At 37.2% G+C, this 18,360-nt stretch carries 18 protein-coding genes; 2 read left to right on the top strand and 16 right to left on the bottom strand.

What is annotated here, in order from left to right:
• Positions 1-4: 4 nt before the first annotated feature.
• Genes purN through purE form a run of 9 tightly spaced genes read right to left on the bottom strand, consistent with a single transcriptional unit; the run spans position 5 to position 8,422 of the window.
• Positions 5-571 carry a phosphoribosylglycinamide formyltransferase gene (purN, locus tag FGL66_RS02800; protein WP_180810098.1) on the bottom strand — a complete coding sequence of 189 codons (567 nt, stop codon included), beginning with the start codon at positions 569-571 and terminating at the stop codon, positions 5-7.
• 2 nt (positions 572-573) lie between these two features.
• Positions 574-1,602, bottom strand: coding sequence for a phosphoribosylformylglycinamidine cyclo-ligase (gene purM / locus FGL66_RS02795; RefSeq protein WP_180810097.1), 1,029 nt, complete (start codon positions 1,600-1,602; stop codon positions 574-576).
• 3 nt (positions 1,603-1,605) lie between these two features.
• Positions 1,606-3,027: an amidophosphoribosyltransferase gene (purF, locus tag FGL66_RS02790; protein ID WP_180810096.1), complete on the bottom strand. Its 1,422-nt coding sequence runs from the start codon at positions 3,025-3,027 to the stop codon at positions 1,606-1,608.
• Positions 3,006-5,195 carry a phosphoribosylformylglycinamidine synthase subunit PurL gene (gene purL, locus FGL66_RS02785; protein ID WP_180810095.1) on the bottom strand — a complete coding sequence of 730 codons (2,190 nt, stop codon included), beginning with the start codon at positions 5,193-5,195 and terminating at the stop codon, positions 3,006-3,008. Before purL ends, purF begins: the two co-directional genes overlap by 22 nt.
• Positions 5,188-5,859: a phosphoribosylformylglycinamidine synthase I gene (purQ, locus tag FGL66_RS02780; protein ID WP_180810094.1), complete on the bottom strand. Its 672-nt coding sequence runs from the start codon at positions 5,857-5,859 to the stop codon at positions 5,188-5,190. Before purQ ends, purL begins: the two co-directional genes overlap by 8 nt.
• 1 nt (position 5,860) lies before the next feature.
• Complete coding sequence (purS, locus tag FGL66_RS02775) at positions 5,861-6,121, bottom strand: phosphoribosylformylglycinamidine synthase subunit PurS (RefSeq protein WP_180810093.1); 261 nt, start codon at positions 6,119-6,121, stop codon at positions 5,861-5,863.
• A 2-nt stretch (positions 6,122-6,123) separates the two neighbouring features.
• Positions 6,124-6,825, bottom strand: coding sequence for a phosphoribosylaminoimidazolesuccinocarboxamide synthase (purC, locus tag FGL66_RS02770; protein ID WP_180810092.1), 702 nt, complete (start codon positions 6,823-6,825; stop codon positions 6,124-6,126).
• Positions 6,826-7,953 (bottom strand): 5-(carboxyamino)imidazole ribonucleotide synthase, encoded by a 1,128-nt coding sequence (gene purK, locus FGL66_RS02765; protein ID WP_180810091.1) that lies wholly within the window; start codon positions 7,951-7,953, stop codon positions 6,826-6,828.
• Positions 7,940-8,422 carry a 5-(carboxyamino)imidazole ribonucleotide mutase gene (purE, locus tag FGL66_RS02760; RefSeq protein ID WP_180810090.1) on the bottom strand — a complete coding sequence of 161 codons (483 nt, stop codon included), beginning with the start codon at positions 8,420-8,422 and terminating at the stop codon, positions 7,940-7,942. Before purE ends, purK begins: the two co-directional genes overlap by 14 nt.
• A 209-nt stretch (positions 8,423-8,631) precedes the next feature.
• Between purE and folD the strand changes: the two genes are divergently transcribed.
• Positions 8,632-9,489 carry a bifunctional methylenetetrahydrofolate dehydrogenase/methenyltetrahydrofolate cyclohydrolase FolD gene (gene folD / locus FGL66_RS02755; protein ID WP_180810089.1) on the top strand — a complete coding sequence of 286 codons (858 nt, stop codon included), beginning with the start codon at positions 8,632-8,634 and terminating at the stop codon, positions 9,487-9,489.
• A 90-nt stretch (positions 9,490-9,579) separates the two neighbouring features.
• On the opposite strand, the gene qoxD is transcribed toward folD, so the two are convergent.
• From qoxD to FGL66_RS02730, 5 genes are all read right to left on the bottom strand, one after another.
• On the bottom strand, positions 9,580-9,870 hold the full coding sequence (qoxD, locus tag FGL66_RS02750; protein ID WP_180810088.1) for a cytochrome aa3 quinol oxidase subunit IV: 291 nt from the start codon (positions 9,868-9,870) through the stop codon (positions 9,580-9,582).
• A complete protein-coding gene (qoxC, locus tag FGL66_RS02745) occupies positions 9,867-10,475 on the bottom strand; it encodes a cytochrome aa3 quinol oxidase subunit III (RefSeq protein ID WP_180810087.1) in 609 nt (202 codons plus the stop codon). Before qoxC ends, qoxD begins: the two co-directional genes overlap by 4 nt.
• The gene (gene qoxB, locus FGL66_RS02740; protein ID WP_180810457.1) at positions 10,468-12,453 is read right to left on the bottom strand and encodes a cytochrome aa3 quinol oxidase subunit I; all 1,986 of its coding nucleotides are present in this window, start codon (positions 12,451-12,453) and stop codon (positions 10,468-10,470) included. The genes qoxC and qoxB overlap by 8 nt, the downstream gene beginning before the upstream one ends.
• A gap of 2 nt (positions 12,454-12,455) precedes the next feature.
• Positions 12,456-13,559 carry a cytochrome aa3 quinol oxidase subunit II gene (qoxA, locus tag FGL66_RS02735; RefSeq protein WP_180810086.1) on the bottom strand — a complete coding sequence of 368 codons (1,104 nt, stop codon included), beginning with the start codon at positions 13,557-13,559 and terminating at the stop codon, positions 12,456-12,458.
• A gap of 429 nt (positions 13,560-13,988) precedes the next feature.
• Positions 13,989-14,318, bottom strand: coding sequence for a DUF5011 domain-containing protein (locus tag FGL66_RS02730; RefSeq protein ID WP_180810085.1), 330 nt, complete (start codon positions 14,316-14,318; stop codon positions 13,989-13,991).
• A gap of 206 nt (positions 14,319-14,524) precedes the next feature.
• On the opposite strand from FGL66_RS02730, the gene FGL66_RS02725 reads away from it, so the two are divergent.
• Positions 14,525-15,670, top strand: a complete 1,146-nt coding sequence (locus FGL66_RS02725) for a globin domain-containing protein (protein ID WP_180810084.1) — start codon at positions 14,525-14,527, stop codon at positions 15,668-15,670.
• 252 nt (positions 15,671-15,922) lie between these two features.
• On the opposite strand, the gene FGL66_RS02720 is transcribed toward FGL66_RS02725, so the two are convergent.
• Together FGL66_RS02720 and FGL66_RS02715 are read right to left on the bottom strand one after the other, a co-directional pair.
• Positions 15,923-16,552 (bottom strand): PepSY domain-containing protein, encoded by a 630-nt coding sequence (locus tag FGL66_RS02720; RefSeq protein WP_180810083.1) that lies wholly within the window; start codon positions 16,550-16,552, stop codon positions 15,923-15,925.
• 105 nt (positions 16,553-16,657) lie between these two features.
• Positions 16,658-18,304 (bottom strand): phospho-sugar mutase, encoded by a 1,647-nt coding sequence (locus FGL66_RS02715; RefSeq protein ID WP_180810082.1) that lies wholly within the window; start codon positions 18,302-18,304, stop codon positions 16,658-16,660.
• Positions 18,305-18,360 lie beyond the last annotated feature (56 nt).

The raw sequence follows: 18,360 nt of genomic DNA, 5'->3' as shown, positions 1-18,360 counted from the left end.
CTCCTTATCGAATAATCTCTTTTATGACTTCTGGATATAATTCATATTCTAATGCTTTAATTCGATCTTCCAATGATGACTTTGTATCATTAGGATAAATTGGACAAGTACGCTGTGCGATGATTTGCCCTGTATCCATACCTGCATCAACATAATGTACCGTAGATCCCGTTTCTTGCTCCCCATTGTTTAACGCTTGTCCTATCGCATCAATTCCCTTGTATTTAGGTAATAATGACGGATGAATATTAAGTATATGTCCTTCATACGCTTCTAATAGTGTATGCCCTATCAATCGCATATATCCTGCCAGTATAACCCATTCAACACCTTCATTTTTTAAATGGTTCAATACATCCTCTTCATACGCTTGCTTATTGGCATATGTTTTAGGTGGAAGGATATGAACGGTTATACCGTGTTTTTGTCCAAGTTGAATACAAGGTGCAGTCGTCTGATCCGTATATAAAGCTGTTACATCAATATTTTGAAGTTCACCTTTGGCAATTCGTTGCATAATATTATCAAAATTCGTACCTGAACCAGAGGCAAATATCGCTACTTTAACCACATTTACGCCTCCACCAAGCGGACAGCTTCTGATTCCTCAGCAATTGAACCAATTGTATAAGCTGCTACATTCGCCGTTTTTAAGATATCATGAACTTGTGCCTCATCTTCAGGTCGTACAACCAATGTGTAACCAATCCCCATATTAAAGATATGATACATTTCATTTAATGCAATATGCCCTGTTTCTTGTATCCAATCAAAAACTTTTGGTGTTGGAAAAGTATCCAAGTGAATCACTGCTGTTTTACCTTCTGGAAGTGCACGTGGGATATTTTCGTAAAAGCCACCACCTGTAATGTGGGTCATTGCCTTAATTTTAACTGCTTCTTTCACTGCAAGAACAGGCTTAACATATAATGCTGTCGGTGTTAAAAAAGTATCAAGGTAAGTCTGATCACCATCAAACATTGCATTTAAATCGATGTCAGATTGTTCAATAAGTCGTCTTACTAAACTATAACCATTGGAATGAATGCCTGTTGATGCTAAACCAATAATGACATCTCCTACTTGAACATCTGAACCATCTACATAGTCTTCTTTTTCAACTGCACCTACTGCAAACCCTGCAACATCATATTCACCCTCATGATACATTTCTCCCATTTCAGCAGTTTCACCGCCGATTAATGCAGTATTTGTCTCAACACATCCATCACTAATGCCTTTAACAATTTGTGCAATAACTTCTGGGACTACCTTATTTGCTGCAATATAATCTAAGAAATATAATGGCTCAGCACCTGTTGTTAGAATATCATTGACACACATCGCAACGGCATCAATACCTATTGTGTCATGTTTGTTATGGTCAATTGCTAATTTCAACTTAGTACCTACACCATCTGTACCTGATACGAGTACAGGTGCTTTCATATTAAGTTGTGATAAATCGAATGTCGCACCGAAACCACCGAGACCCCCGAGTACTTCTTTACGCATCGTACGTTCGACGTGACTTGACATTTGTTTTACTGCTTCATAACCTGCTTCGATATCAACACCTGCTTGCTTATATGACTCAGCCATTGATTACACTCCTCTTCTTTTCATTTCTTTAACTTCTGGTAATTGGTGATCTACAATTTCAATAGGATAATGCCCAGTAAAGCATGCATCACACTCACCTTTAGAACCATAATCTCTAAACACCTCATGCATTCCTTCAACAGATAAGTACGTTAATGTATCTGCACCAATCATGTCACGGATAGTATCAATACTGTATTGTGCTGCCATTAATTCAGCATGTGTCGAAACATCGATACCATAATAGCAAGGGTTTTTTAACGGAGGTGAAGAGATACCCATATGAACTTCACGTGCACCAGCAGACTTTAATGCTTTGACAATATATTTACTTGTTGTACCACGCACAATAGAATCATCGATAACTACAACACGTTTACCTTCAATAACATCGCGTATCGGTGAATGTTTCATGCGTACTTGGCGTTCACGTACACTTTGATCGGGTGTAATAAACGTTCGTCCAATATAGCGATTTTTCAGTAGTCCTTGCTCATTGGGAATGCCCGTTTGCTCTGAAAAACCTTTAGCTGCCTGCAAAGATGAATCAGGCACACCAATAACGATATCCGCTTCAACTCCCATTTCTTTTGCCAACTGTCTACCTAATGCTTTTCGCACATTGTATATGGAATGCTTATGAAATTCTGAATCTGGACGTGCAAAGTAGACATATTCCATTGCACACATATGTTGGTGAACGTCTGATCTGTACATATCATAATCAACTTTATGATCTTCAGAAAATGTAATAAGCTCACCCGGTTCAATATCACGAATGTACTCTGCACCAATAGCAGTGAATGCACATGTTTCACTTGCTACACAATAGGCACCATCAACTTTTCCCAACATAAGCGGACGTACACCACAATGATCTCTCGTTGCTGTTAACTGACGTTCATTTAAAATGACACAACTAAATGCACCTTTCACTTGATTCAATGCTGCTTTTTGATTGGCTTTAATACTGTTCGCCTTACCTTTAATCAATAAATGCGCTAATACTTCTGAATCACTTGTTGTTTGAAAAATACCACCTTCTGATTCAATAGCACGACGAATTTGATGCGCATTCGTTAAATTACCATTATGTGCAAGGCCAAGATCCCCTTTGGAATGTTTGAATAAGAAGGGTTGAACATTTGATATTTCACTTGCACCTGTCGTCGCATAACGTACATGACCGATCGCATTAGGATACCCTTCTAAAGACTTCAATTGTTCATCTGAAATCGCTTCTGTTAATAAGCCCATACCGCGTGCACCGAATAGTTGTTCACCATTCGAGCACACGATACCCGCTCCTTCTTGTCCACGATGTTGCAAACTATGCAACGCCATATACGTTAAGTATGCTGCTTGAGGATGATTCCAGATACCAAACACACCGCATTCTTCATTTAGTCCACGGATGTCATACATGCCTCAATTGCTCCTTCCCATGCTTGTTTAAGCTCTGATGTACGACGTTCAATTGTTATATTTTTTGCGGAAACTTTAAAGTTATCTGTCGCTGTAAATGTACCTATTTCAACAGCGTGATCGATATTTAACGTTTGACCCTCTTTAACAACTAAAATATAGCGACCTTGTGTTTCACTAAACAGCTGTGCATTGGTTAAATCGATTTGCGCCTCAGCACCTAGACCATAAAAAGCACTCATACGTGCTAATGTTATGAGAAGCCCTCCTTTACCAACAGTTTGTACATGAGATAACACACCTTCTCGAATCGCTTGGCGAATTGCTTCTCCTTTGTGTGCTTCTGCTGTTAAATCGACATCTTCAGGCTCATGATTCACTTCATCATATAACAACTTCTCAATTTGACTACCACCAAAGCTATTTGTTGTTTCACCAACAATATAAAGCTTATCTCCTGCTGATGGTGAGAAATCACGTAAGTAATCAATATCTTCAATTAATCCAACCATACCTACAACTGGTGTCGGAAAAATAGATGATGTACGTGTTTCGTTATAAAGCGATACATTTCCTGATACAACAGGCGTCTCAAGAATCTCACATGCTTCTGCCATACCACGTGTTGAGTCAATCAATTGTTGATAAATATGTTTTTTCTCTGGAGAGCCGTAGTTCAGACAGTCTGTCATTGCTAATGGCTTGGCACCTACTGCAATTAAATTGCGATATGCTTCAGCAACAACCATTTTGCCCCCTTCATAAGGGTTATTGAAAACATAACGTGCCTCACCATCAATTGTTGATGCCACAGCTTTATTTGTCCCTTCAACACGAACAACTGAAGCTTGGAGTCCCGGTTTGACAATTGTATTTGCGCCTACCTGTTGATCATATTGACTATATAAATATTGTTTTGATGCAATCGTTGGATGTGTTAACAGACGATCGAACACATCTTCTACATCAATCGCATCATAATTGTTTTTAGGTTGATCATGTTGTAAAGATTCGCCTTCTAATACGTATACCGGTGCTTCATGATCTAATGGTTTGACCGGAATATCCGCAAATACTTCGTTCTCATACGTTAAAACAAAGCGATCTGTATCTGTAACTTCACCAATCACAGCACTGTCCAGCTCATGCTTATCAAATAAATCTAAAAACTTTTGCTCCGTTCCTTTACGCACAACAAGGAGCATACGTTCTTGTGTTTCTGATAACATCATTTCATATGGAGAGATGCCCTCTTCTCGTACGGGTACTTTTTCAAGTTGTAAGTGAATACCACTACCACCTTTAGCTGCCATTTCGGAAGATGAAGACGTCAAACCAGCAGCCCCCATATCTTGAATACCTACAAGTTCTTCATATGTAATGGCCTCAAGTGTCGCTTCCATTAATTTTTTACCAACGAATGGATCACCAATTTGTACAGAAGGGCGTTTGCTTTCACTTTCTTCAGTTAATTCTTCTGATGCAAATGTTGCGCCGTGAATACCGTCACGTCCTGTTTTAAGTCCGACATAAATCACCGAGTTGCCTACACCTTGTGCAAGACCTTTTTGAATCATATCGTGGTCAATGACACCTACACACATAGCGTTAACGAGTGGATTACCATCATAACGATCATCGAATTCAATTTCTCCTGCTGTTGTCGGTATACCGATACAGTTACCGTAACCACCGATACCCGCTACAACACCACGCAATAAACGGCGATTCGTTTTTTCTGTTAATTCACCAAAGCGCAAACTGTTTAATAGATTAATTGGACGCGCACCGATAGATACAATATCACGAATAATACCTCCAACACCTGTTGCAGCACCTTGATAAGGTTCAATGGCAGATGGATGATTATGTGATTCTACTTTAAATACAACAGCTTGGTTATCACCAATATCTACAACACCTGCACCTTCACCAGGCCCCATTAAAACATGCTTGCCCGTTGTTGGGAATTGTTTTAAAAAAGGTTTTGAATGCTTATATGAACAATGCTCACTCCACATAACAGAGAAAATACCTGTTTCTGTAAAATTCGGCACTCTACCTAAAATATCCTGCACTTTTTCAAACTCTGCATCACTCAATCCCATATCACGATATAACTTTTCGGTTTTTATCTCTTCGGCAGTTGGTTCTAAAAATTTAGGCATTTTGTTCCCTCCAGCTTTTCACCATAGATTCAAATAACTTCACACCACTATCAGTCCCTAGAATTGCATCCAATGCACGCTCAGGATGTGGCATCATTCCGCAAACATTACCTTGTTCATTAACAATACCGGCAATATCATCATATGAGCCATTAGGATTATCGACATATTTCAAAATGATTTGATTGTTTTCTACTAACTGATGATATATCTCTTCTGTACAATAATAATGTCCTTCACCATGCGCCACAGGATAAACAACTTCTTCTCCTTTGGCATATAAACGTGTAAATGGTGTATCATTATTTACGATGTTAAGTTTTTCATTACGACTTACAAACAAGTGAGAGTCATTATGTAAAAGTGCACCTGGGAGCAAACCAATTTCTGTTAAAATTTGAAAGCCGTTACAAACACCTAGTACTGGTTTACCTTCGTCTGCTAATCTCTTAACTTCTTTAATAATTGGTGCCACTGCTGCAACTGCACCTGAACGCAAATAGTCACCGAACGAAAAACCACCCGGAATTAATACCCCATCAAATCCTACTAACGATGTCTCACGGTAATCCACATATTCTGCATCTACTCCCGACTTAATCGCTGCATTAAACATATCTCTATCGCAATTAGATCCCGGAAATCTAAGAACAGCAAACTTCATGTTATGCATTCTCCTTTTCATTCAAAACTTGGTAGCTGTATTCTTCAATCACTGTGTTTGCAAATAGCTTTTCACTTAATGTTGTTACAACATTATGGACAGCTTCATCTGTCGCTTCATCAACAGTCATATATAATACTTTACCTACACGAATATCATTCACTTGCTCGTATCCTAAATCGTGTACTGCTCGAGTTAAAGCCTGACCTTGTGTATCTAAGACTTGCGGTTGTAAAGTAATGTGTAGTTCAATTGTTTTCATGATTAAAGTGCCTCCAATTTAGTTAAGAATGTTTGATATGCTTCAATTAATGATCCTGTATCCTCACGATAAACATCTTTATCAAAATTTTCTTGTGTTGCCTTATCCCAAATACGACATGTATCTGGAGAAATCTCATCAGCCAGTAAAATCTCTCCTGTTGCATCTTTTCCGAATTCTATTTTAAAGTCGACGAGTTCTAACCCCATTGCATCCATAAGTTTTACAAGTGACTCATTCACACGCAATGCTTTATCTTTCAGTTCTTGAATTTCTACATCCGTAGCAATATGTAACAACTTAATATGATCTTCTGTAATTAATGGGTCATTCAAGTCATCATTTTTATAGAAAAACTCTACTAATGGTGTATCAAATGTATGACCTTTTTCAAACCCGAGACGTTTCGTAATAGAACCTGCTGCAATATTACGCACAACAACTTCTAACGGAATGATGTCGACCGTTTTAACCAGCTGTTCTGTTTCAGATAGTTGACGCACAAAATGGCTCGGTATACCTTCTTTTTTAAGATATCCAAAAATGAGTGATGTAATCTGATTGTTCAAACGCCCTTTACCAGCCATTTGGTCTTTTTTGGCACCATTTCCTGCAGTCACTTCATCTTTGTACTCGATTCTCACAATGCCTTGCTCATCCGTATCATAAATGCGTTTTGCTTTTCCTTCATATAAAAGGCTCATTTATTGGTCTCTCCCTTCAAATAATGCAATCATTTCTTGTTCCGTTTGATCCGTATCATTTGTCAATAGCGTCATATGTCCCATTTTACGAGCCGGTTTGCGTGATGCCTTTCCATAAATGTGAACATGCCATTCAGGATGTTGGTCAAATTGTGATTCCAATAAATCTAAATCTTTCCCAAGTAAGTTCATCATCACAGCTGGTTTTAGTAATTGGATTTCACTCGGTAAAGTTTGCCCAGTCACAGCTAAAATGTGTGTATCAAACTGTGAATAATCACAAGCTTCAATAGAATAATGTCCAGAATTATGTGGTCTCGGTGCAATTTCATTAACATAAAGCTGACCAACCTGATCCACAAAAAATTCAACTGTAAATGTACCAACTAAATGGATGGCACGTGTAATTTTTTCCACTTCTAATCTTGCTTCAGACTCTTTGTCTACACGAGCTGGTACAATCGTTTTAAATAAAATTTGGTCTCGATGTTCATTTTCTTGTAACGGAAAGTAAGCAACTCGTCCCTCAGATCCAATCGTAGCAGTTAACGAAACTTCACGTTCAAGCATTAAAAATTGTTCGGCTACACATTCCTGTTGTTCAACGAGCGCTTTGGCTTCATCTAAGTCGTCTTCAGAATGTACAAGGATCTGTCCTTTACCGTCATAACCTCCAAAGCGCGTTTTAATCATAAATGGATAACCCAGTTTTTCGGCAACATCTAATACATCATCAGGCTGTGTCACTTGCATAAATGGCACAACTTGCACACCTGCTTGTTGCAATGTTTGTTTTTCGGTTAAACGGTCTTGCAATAATGCAATCGCTTCATAACCTTGTGGAACATTGTAATCTTCTGTTAAACTTTTTAGCTGTTGTGCGGCAATATTTTCAAATTCATATGTGATAACATCTGACATATCACCTAACTGCTTTAGTGCTGTCATATCATCATATGCAGCATTAATAAATTCATGTGCAACATATTGACAAGGACATGATTTGTCTGGATCTAAAACGACAACACGATAACCCATCTTTTGTGCCGATTGCGCCATCATTTTACCAAGCTGTCCACCACCAATAATACCAATTGTCTGACCATGCTTTAATTTATTGAAGGTCATCTTGCATCGCCTCAACTTTCCCCACTAATGACGCTTCATATCGTTCGAGTTGTTGTTGAACTGTTTCATCCGTCATTCCAATCATTCTGGCTACTAGAATACCTGCATTTTTAGCTCCAGCTCTACCGATAGCTGTTGTTGCCACAGGGATTCCTCCTGGCATTTGTACAATAGACAATAATGAATCCAATCCTTTTAAACTTTTAGATTCAATTGGAACACCGATTACAGGTAAAGTCGTCATAGAAGCAACCATACCCGGCAAATGTGCCGCCCCTCCAGCACCAGCAATAATGGCACTATAACCATTACTACGTGCTTTCGTGGCAAAATCAACCATCATATGTGGTGTACGATGTGCTGAAACCACTTTTGTATCATATGGGATATTAAATGCTTCCAACATCATGCACGCTTCACGCATCGTCTCCCAATCCGAAGAACTCCCCATTATGACCGCTACTTTCAATATGAACACCCTTTCAAAAATTTGAAATGTTAATCCTATTAGTTGTATATTACAGGTATAGCATAACAATAGTAGATGCTTTTTTCAATGCAAAAATCGAACTTTAATCAAATTAATTATTGTATATTTCGTGTTTTGTTCATCATTTCGTTTTATAATAAGGTGAGCATTCGTATAAAGTTCGAATTATTCAAAGGAGGATATTGGTTATGAGTGCAAAAATTTTAGATGGAAAACAAATAGCGAAAGACTATCGTCAAGGATTACAGGATGAGGTTGAAGCGCTAAAAGAAAAAGGATTCACACCTAAACTTTCTGTGATTTTAGTAGGTAATGACGGAGCAAGCCAAAGTTACGTTCGTTCCAAGAAAAAAGCAGCAGAAAAAATTGGTATGATTTCAGAAGTCATTCATTTAGATGAAAATACATCAGAAGAAGATGTTTTAAAAGAACTTGATCGCTTAAATAATGATGAAAGCGTAAGTGGTATTCTTGTACAAGTACCACTGCCAAAGCAAGTTGACGAACAAAAAGTACTAGACGCTATCCACCCAGATAAAGATGTAGATGGATTTCATCCTATTAATATCGGGCGTTTATACTTAGATGAAGCAAAGCTTATTCCTTGTACACCACTTGGCGTTATGGAATTACTCAAACATGCAGATATTGATTTAGAAGGTAAAAATGCTGTTGTTATTGGACGTAGCCATATTGTAGGACAACCTGTTGCCAAGCTACTCACACAGCAAAACGCGACAGTTACGGTTTTACATTCACGCAGTCAAAACATCCATGAACATTTAAAAAATGCAGATATCATCGTTAGTGCTGTTGGTCGTCCAGGTATGGTCACAAAAGATGATGTAAAAGAAGGCGCTGTTGTTATCGATGTTGGAAATACACCTGATGAAAATGGCAAGTTAAAGGGTGATGTAGAATACGATGATGTTAAAACAATTGCAGGTGCGATTACACCTGTACCTGGTGGTGTTGGACCAATGACAATCACAATGGTCTTGAATAATACATTAATTGCTGAAAAAATGCGTCGTGGCTTAGAATAATTGTTTAGAAAGAAAAATATTAACAAAAAAAGCAATTGGGATCCTAAAAGGTGTCCCAATTGCTTTTTTGTTAGCGTACACAACCTCTCATTAAATATGAGAGCCGTGTGCACCTTGCATAACCCAATATGTTCCAATAACTGTAACAAGTGTAATAATGATGGCAAAAATAACTTTTGCAAGTTGTAAACGCCCATCCTTACCTTCAGTTAAGTGCATGAACATAAGAAGTTGTAAAAAGGCTTGAATAAATGCAAAACCAAAAATAATTGTAATTTTAGCATTTAACGCCAACGATGTATAAAGAGTTACGAAAACTGCAAGTAATGTCAATATAATTGAGGCGATAAAGCCTATTGTATGTTTTACTAAAGTACTCATCCGCTATACACCATCCCTATCATATATACGGCAGTGAAGATGAAGACCCAGACAACATCTAAGAAGTGCCAGTATAAACTTGAAATAAATAACTTCGGTGCATTATATTTGTTCAATCCACGTTTCGCAACTTGGATCAATAAGCCTGTAATCCACACAATACCTAATGATACGTGTAAACCGTGTGTGCCAAGTAAGATGAAGAAACTTGACCAGTATGAGCCGATTGTTGGGTTGGCACCCTCATGTGCATAGTGTGCGAATTCGAAAATCTCAAAACCAACGAATCCGATACCTAATAACACAGTAATCGCCATCCAAATCAACAATAAGTTTTTCTTTTCTTGACGCATATAGTAAATCGCAATACCACACGTATATGAGCTGGCTAATAATAAGAATGTCATAATCAACACAAGTGGTAACTCAAACAACTCTGTTGTCATCATGCCACCATAGCCACCACCATGTTGCAGTGTTAATAGTGTTGCGAAAAGCGTACCAAAAAGTGCAAATTCAGCTGTAAGGAAGATCCAGAAACCAAGCTTATTTAAATTTCCTTCATGCGTACGTGAATCAATGGTAGTTACTGATTTATTACTCATGATTCATAGCCTCCCTTTCTTCCTGACGTGCTTTTCTTAAACGTGCTTCATTTTCAGCAACTTCGCTAGCAGGGATATAGTAACCGTGATCTTCTTGGAAACTTCTCCAAATCATTAATCCACAGATACCGACCAATGATAAAATGGCTGGAAGAAGTGTTTCGAATACTAAGAAGAAACCACCAATGAAGAAGAATACCCCCATCCAGAAACCGATATGTGTATCGTTTGGCATATGAATATCACTGTAATTATGGTTGTCTAAATAGTGTCTACCATGTTGTTTCATTTCAACAAATGTATCAATGTCATCCCAATCTGGTGTAATGGCAAAGTTATACTTAGGTGGAATTGCTGATGCTGTTGACCACTCTAAGCCTCGACCTAAGCCACCCCAGTTATCGCCAGTCGCTTCACGAGGTGCCTTGATGTGACTGTAAACAATGTTACCAACAAAGATTAAGAATGCGATAGACATAATAGCTGCACCAATTGTTGAAATAACATTTAATAAGAACCAACCATCTTCTGGCATATATGTGTATAGACGACGTGGCATACCATCAAGACCTAAGATGAATTGAGGTAAGAAAGTCACATTGAAACCAATCATAAAGAGCCAGAAGAACCATTTATTTGGTTTTTCAAACAACTTGTATCCCATTGCTTTTGGATACCAGAAAATCATAGCTGCAAAACATGCGAATACCACACCAGCAACAATTGTATAGTGGAAGTGTGCCACTAAGAAATAAGAGTTATGGTATTGATAGTCTGCAGATGCCATTGAAAGCATAACCCCTGTTACCCCACCGATAATAAAGTTCGGAATAAATGCTAGTGAGAATAACATTGGTGATTCAAACGTAATACGTCCTTTGTGTAGTGTAAATAACCAGTTAAAGATTTTTACACCAGTTGGTACAGAGATGAGCGCTGTACTAATTGAGAAGAATGAGTTAACTAATGCACCATTACCCATTGTAAAGAAATGGTGAACCCAAACTAAGAAACTTAAAAATGCGATACCACCAGTTGCCCATACCATGCTTTGATGGCCGAACAAACGTTTACGAGCAAATGTTGGAATAATTTCAGAGTAAATACCGAATGCTGGTAAGACAAGAATGTATACCTCAGGGTGCCCCCATACCCAGAAGAAGTTTGCCCAAAGCATTGGCATACCGCCATTGGCTACTGTGAAGAATGCAGTGTCGAAAATTCTATCAGTAGTCATCATTGCAAGTGCCACAGTTAATACTGGGAATGCTAATAAGATAATTAACATTGTAATGAATGTTGTTACAACAAACATTGGCATTTGCATAAATGTCATACTTGGTGATTTTAAGCGCATGATTGTAACAAAGAAGTTAATACCAGTCGCTAAGGTACCAATACCTGAAATTTGAATTGCGATAAGATAATAGTTAACACCCGGTCCTGGACTAAACTCACCTGCTAATGGTGCATAGTTTGTCCAACCTGCAGCAGGTGATCCACCAATAATAAATGAAAGGTTGAATAGTAACATACCTGCTACGAATAGCCAGAAACTAACGTTGTTAAGTAATGGGAACGCAACATCACGTGCACCAATTTGTAATGGGATAATGATATTCATTAAACCAATTACAAGTGGCATTGCCATGAAAATAATCATGATAACACCGTGCGTTGTGAAGATTTCGTTATAGTGATTTGACTCTAAGAATGGGTTGTCTGGAACTGTTAATTGAATACGTAATAGAATTGCGTCAATACCACCACGTACAAACATTAACACAGCACAGATTAAGTACATTAAACCAATCTTTTTGTGGTCGACTGACATGAACCATTCCTTGTATAAATATCCCCAAAGCTTAAAGTACGTAATTGCAGCAATGACACCAATTACTAAGAACGGTGCACTGATTTGAGCTAAGGTAATCATCCAGTTACCTTGTACGATAAGCTCATCCCATGGAAAGTTCAACATTAATGTCCACCTCCACTTTTATGATCTTTGTGTGCCTCAGCATTTTTGGCACCTTCATGCATTGATTCCATTTCGTCCATTGTATGTTCCTCTTCTTTCTTGAATTCATTGTTATATTTTTCATTGTTCTTCAAGATAGCAGGCTTCATACCATGTCGTGCATAGTTTTCATTTGTAACCGTCACTTTACGTGCTGGTTTATTTGGTTCGCTTAAAACGCCCTCTGCTGGATCTTTATGGAAGTTCATATCCTTCTGAACAAAGTTATAGCGTTTATAGGCATGGAAGATATATTCCGGATCAGCAGCCGGATCAACGAATGCCATATGCGTACCACTGAAAGTTAATTCTTTGTTTTCCGTGATAGGTAATAGTTGTTTATCGAAAGTATCTTGGTCAAGTACTTTCTTAGATTGCGCTTTTTTCACCCATGCATCGTACTCACTTTGACTTACAGCATTAACTTGGAAAGTATGGCGTGAGAACCCTTCACCGTTAAAGTTAGAGTTACGTCCACGATATGTACCCTCTTCGTCAGCTTGTAATGTCCACTCCATCGTCATAGCAGTCATCGCATATTTTTGACCGCCAAGTTGAGGAATCCAGAAACTTGTCATTGCATCCATAGCTTGTAGTTTGAATGTAATCGGACGTTTCATAGGAATTGTTAAGTGGTTAACTGTTTCGATTTTTTCTTCAGGATAAGCGAAGAACCACTTATAACCACCACTTACTGCATAAATCACAATAGGATCATCCTCAGCTTTTGGTGGCTCCTCAAAATCATAGAGCGTTTTTACAGTTGGAATCATTAATGCAATTAAGATAAATACAGGAATGATGAACCACACTGTTTCCAGAATAGCGTTATGGTGTACTTTTCCTGATTCTGTTGTTTTCGTATAGCGATATTTCCAAGTGAAAATAGCGAACAGAACAAGTACAACAACAATAATGGCAACCATAAAGATGATTGAATAAATAATTAAAAATCTTAGATCGCTTGCCATCGGCCCTTTCGGGTTTAAGACTTCTACATCAGAACAGCCCGCAAGTAAAAAGAGCGTTCCAAACGCTAGAAGCAAAGACTTTAATTTTGACACTTTTTTAACCTCCTAATACTACAAATGTAGGGCTTATACCAATTTTAAAATAATATGTAATATTTACAAGAGGCTTTTTGTCATTTTGTTGTATAAAAATAATAGAAGATCCTACCATTCTAGGCGTGGCGTGGGTTGAAAGCACCCTTAAAAATATGTGTACATTTTGTGAAATACCTTAAACAACTAGATTATACCCAAAATATGATGAATAATAGAGTTACCAAGGAATGGTAGCGCTTTCTTAATATATCTAATTGAAAATGTTTATCAATAAAAACAGGGGTTTTGATTTAGAGATATAGGGAATTTGCTAATAGTGAGATTGTGAAAAAATGTATAACATAAACAGCAGAACCATAGAAGGAAATATAAAACAGGTAGAATGAGGAGACACTTCACCGAACATCCTACCTTAAAAACAATACTCTATTGAGGTGCATCGACAACTTTGATTGTACGTGATGATGTTTCAATGGCTCCATCTGAATCCATCACCTGATATTCAAGTTGATAAGTCCCCTCTTTAGACGTATCGAAGTAACCGTTGACTTTGATTTTATCAGTTAAGTCACCGTCTTCTTTATCATACGCAGTAACACCAGCTAATGGGTTATAAGTTTGACCAACTTTAACGACTTCATCTTCTAGACCTTTGATAAATGGAACAGTATTCGTTGTTGCTTCCACGCTAAGGTTTGGTGTAACAAGTGTTGCTGAGACACCTATGGCTGATAATGATTGAAGTAATTTATTCATGTTATTTTGTTGTCCTCCATTCTGAATGTCCTGTTTGAAGACTATTATACAGCTTTTGGAGCAAGATGATATCCTACTATGGGCTTAAAGTTTTAAATTTTTATTGTTGATTATATCACTTCCATATGACTCATACATTTATCTTGAGTTCTAATATGGTTAAGTGAATAATATATATTGTAAATACCTTTAAGGAGTGATTTGCTGTGTTAACACAAGAAGAAAAAGGGATTATTTTAGAAACTGTTCCTGTATTAAAAGAAAAAGGAACAGAAATCACATCACGTTTCTACAATAGAATGTTCAATCAACATCCTGAACTACGTAATATGTTTAACCAAACCAACCAGAAAAAAGGATTCCAATCAACAGCACTTGCACAGTCTGTATTAGCAGCTGCAATGAATATCGAAGACTTTACACCCATCGTGCCAGTCGTTAAAGAAATTGGTTACAAACACTGTGCTTTAGATGTACGCGAAGAGCATTACCCTATCGTTGGTGAAAATTTATTGGCAGCGATTCAAGATGTTGTAGGTGTAGATGAAAACCACCCTATTATCCAAACATGGGCTAAAGCATACGGTGTCATTGCTGATGCATTTATTTCTATTGAAAAAGACATCTATGCTGGTATGGCTTGGGAAGGATTTAAACCATTTAAGATTGACAAAATTGAACAAATCACACACAATATCAAATCATTCACTGTTGTATCAGACGAACAAGATTTAAGCCAATTTATACCAGGACAATATATTACAGTAGATGTTGAAAGCGAAAAATTACCATATCGCGCAAAACGTCACTATTCTATCATTGATGGTGGTAAAAACTTTATTACATTTGGTGTACGTCGCGAAGTAAGTGAAAACCATGAAGGTGAAGTATCAACAATCCTTCACGATGAATTCAAAGAAGGCGATATGATCAATCTATCTGCACCAGTTGGAGGATTCCAAGTACACAATCCTGAAAAACCACAACTCTTCTTAGGTTCTGGTGTTGGTGTTACACCATTAGTATCTATGTATCGTCATGCAGCTCAACAAGGATCTAATGTTAAATTTATCAATGTAGCTGGCTCAGAAAAAGATGTTGCATTTAAATCTGAACTTGATAAAATCACTAATGAAGCTAAAGAAGCACAACTTCATACACATTTACGTGATCAAGAAGGTTATTTAAAAGCTGCTGAACTTAAAGATTATTTAACAGATGACACAGAAGTTTATATCTGTGGAGGTACGCCATTCTTACAATCAATGATTCAAGAGTTGCAAGAACTTGGTGTAGACGAAAATAGAATTCACTTTGAAACATTCGTACCACGTTTAAGTGTTGCAGTTTAATACAACGCATATAAAGCGAGCTAGAATCATTCCTAGCTCGCTTTATTGATTATACTGTTAATCGCTATAATACTTTGCTTACAGATCACAATATTAATAGGTTGAATACTAAAACTTTTTATTTCGAATTATATATCACTACACATAAGCATATCATGGAGCCTTTCATTTAGGCACTTGAGATTATAATTTTGTATACCAAAAAGGTGAGACAGCATATACTATCCCACCTCAATAAGTAAACGGCTTTATTTAATGCTCCATTTCAAGCACTTCACCTGTTTTGGCATCGATTTTGAATTCAATTTCTTTATTTTGATCAATAAGCTCTACTTCATATATGAGTTTTCCATCATCTTTACTCAATTGCCATTGCTTTAAGTCACCGTTCATTTCATTTTGTGCTTTTTTCACGGCTTCCTTATACGAAATCGCTTCTTTATATTCTAATGTATCATCCATATTTTGATGTTCATCCATCTCTTTGTCAGTATGTAATACTTTATTGTCTTTATCTGAAACTTTAACTTCAGCTTCTTCTTTATTATTTACAAGTTCAACCTTATAAACCCATTCACCCATATCATTTTTATATTCTACTTTTTTCAGCTTACCATCAAAATCTGTTTGTGCTGTTTCAATCGCTTGTTTAGGATCTGTTTCAATGTCCTTTACTGCAATTGTTTGTCCTGTTGTATGATTTGTTTTTGTATCATCCATTTCCTGTTGATCATCATCTTTTGTATCTTTATGATCTGATGATTGTGTTGTTTGTTGCTTATCATCTTGTTGATTGGCTTGTTGACTGTCATCTTTATCATTACCACATGCAGCTAAAACAATACCTGCCGAAAGTAAAAGTGTTAATATTTTAAATTTCATAATACGCCTCCAATTATTTGTTTGTTAGATTAATACCCTCGTTAAAATAATTTATGCGTAAATTTAAAATATCAGTCTAAAGTCTTATTTGTATCATGATCATTGCTAATCTAAGTAAGCCTCTTGAAACCTTTGTACGATATCATCAAAATAATCAACATTTAATGAAAAATAAACTTTCATCTTCGGTTCTGTACCTGAAGGTCTTAACGCTATAAAACCCTCTTCAAAAGTATAGCGAATAACATCCGCTTGCGGCAAAGTCGTCTGAGCTAAACTACCTGTCTTCATATCAGTAATCTCTCTCGTCCAATAATCCTCTTTCGTTTTTATTGTTAAACCTGCCAGTTGCTTAAAAGTATTTTGTCTGAAATATGTCATGACTTGTTCTATTTTATGACGTCCTGCTTCTCCATCATATTGAGGAGATAGTGTTAAGTCATGATAACTACCAAATTGTTCATAAATCGTATTCAATACGTCTCTGAATGTTAATCCTTGTGCTGTCAGCTGTTGTTTATACTTTACCAGTAGAGGGATAAACTGAATGGCATCTTTATCCCTCGATAACGGAAATGTTAGATATCCATGACTTTCTTCGTAGGCGAGAACAAGTTGATCCAGTTGATCTGACTTTTGTTCTAAAATATTAGAAATATATTTAAAACCTGTTAAAACATTGACCGTTTCAATATTCAAAGCACGTGCTAAAACTTCACTGAGCGCACTTGTTACTATTGTTTTAACTACATAATAGTGATTTTTAGTCGACTTCATCGTATCATGACGCAACTTCATTAATAGTAAACCTATCTCGTTCCCATTAAAATAACGTGTTGTTCCATCTTCGTAGCGCTCAACAATACCAAAACGATCTGCATCCGGATCTGTCGCAATAATTAATGATGCATTCTCTCTATGTGCAAGTACAATACCATGATCAAAAGCAGACTGCTCCTCTGGATTTGCGCTCTTAACAGTTGGAAAGTGTCCATTAGGCTGCGATTGTTCTTCTTCAACAACATAATTAGTAAAGCCTGCCGCTGTCAATAAATGCGTGGCTAACGGTAAACTTGTACCATGCAAACTTGTTAAAACAATTTTAGCTCCTCTATCAGATATCTTCCCTACTAATGATAAAACTTTATTCTGATAAGCATTTGTCACGATTGGTTTAAGTGGCAAAATCTTTTTACGCTTTTTTAATATTTCAAGTGAATGTGCTTCTATTGCCAAAGGTGCATTAATACTATTAATGTAATCACTCAAACACGCTGACTGCTCTGGTAACAGCTGACCCCCATCTGCGCCATAAACCTTGACCCCATTGTAATGGCTTGGATTATGGCTTGCGGTAATCATAACGCCTGCATCCGCATTTAAATAACGCACCGCAAATGACAACTCAGGTGTTGATTTATATGTCGTTGGTAATATTACCTGTATGCCCTCTGTCGCTAACACTTTAGATATTTCTTCTGCAAATGATGCAGACAACAAACGCGTATCAAAATGAACAACTACTGTGGGGGTTACACTCTTTGTCAATAAGTAGTGTGCCAAACCTAGTGCAACTTTTCGAATTGTAAATTTATTTAAACGACCAGGCCCTAAACCGAATGTACTACGAATACCTGCTGTTCCAAAAGAAAGTGTATCATCAAAACCTGCTTTTCGCTCTTCATCCGTTTGCACTTCATAAAAATCACGTACCATACTTTCGTCCAAACGTGCTAACCATTCTGCATACATAATGCCAAACACCTTTCTTATTAAGTTATAAATAAAATCAGAGAAAGAAGACCAAA

The organism is Staphylococcus sp. 17KM0847, from assembly GCF_013463155.1.
Classification (GTDB): Bacteria; Bacillota; Bacilli; order Staphylococcales; family Staphylococcaceae; genus Staphylococcus.
Note: the sequence above shows the minus strand (reverse complement) of the source record. Positions and strands in the feature narration are given on the sequence as shown.

Bases quoted from the DNA above. Each gene is read 5' to 3' on its own strand.
- purM (WP_180810097.1), bottom strand. From the start codon at position 1,602: ATGGCTGAGTCATATAAGCAAGCAGGTGTTGATATCGAAGCAGGTTAT.
- purF (WP_180810096.1), bottom strand. From the start codon at position 3,027: ATGTATGACATCCGTGGACTAAATGAAGAATGCGGTGTGTTTGGTATC.
- purL (WP_180810095.1), bottom strand. From the start codon at position 5,195: ATGCCTAAATTTTTAGAACCAACTGCCGAAGAGATAAAAACCGAAAAG.
- purQ (WP_180810094.1), bottom strand. From the start codon at position 5,859: ATGAAGTTTGCTGTTCTTAGATTTCCGGGATCTAATTGCGATAGAGAT.
- purS (WP_180810093.1), bottom strand. From the start codon at position 6,121: ATGAAAACAATTGAACTACACATTACTTTACAACCGCAAGTCTTAGAT.
- purC (WP_180810092.1), bottom strand. From the start codon at position 6,825: ATGAGCCTTTTATATGAAGGAAAAGCAAAACGCATTTATGATACGGAT.
- purK (WP_180810091.1), bottom strand. From the start codon at position 7,953: ATGACCTTCAATAAATTAAAGCATGGTCAGACAATTGGTATTATTGGT.
- folD (WP_180810089.1), top strand. From the start codon at position 8,632: ATGAGTGCAAAAATTTTAGATGGAAAACAAATAGCGAAAGACTATCGT.
- qoxD (WP_180810088.1), bottom strand. From the start codon at position 9,870: ATGAGTACTTTAGTAAAACATACAATAGGCTTTATCGCCTCAATTATA.
- qoxC (WP_180810087.1), bottom strand. From the start codon at position 10,475: ATGAGTAATAAATCAGTAACTACCATTGATTCACGTACGCATGAAGGA.
- FGL66_RS02730 (WP_180810085.1), bottom strand. From the start codon at position 14,318: ATGAATAAATTACTTCAATCATTATCAGCCATAGGTGTCTCAGCAACA.
- FGL66_RS02720 (WP_180810083.1), bottom strand. From the start codon at position 16,552: ATGAAATTTAAAATATTAACACTTTTACTTTCGGCAGGTATTGTTTTA.
- FGL66_RS02715 (WP_180810082.1), bottom strand. From the start codon at position 18,304: ATGTATGCAGAATGGTTAGCACGTTTGGACGAAAGTATGGTACGTGAT.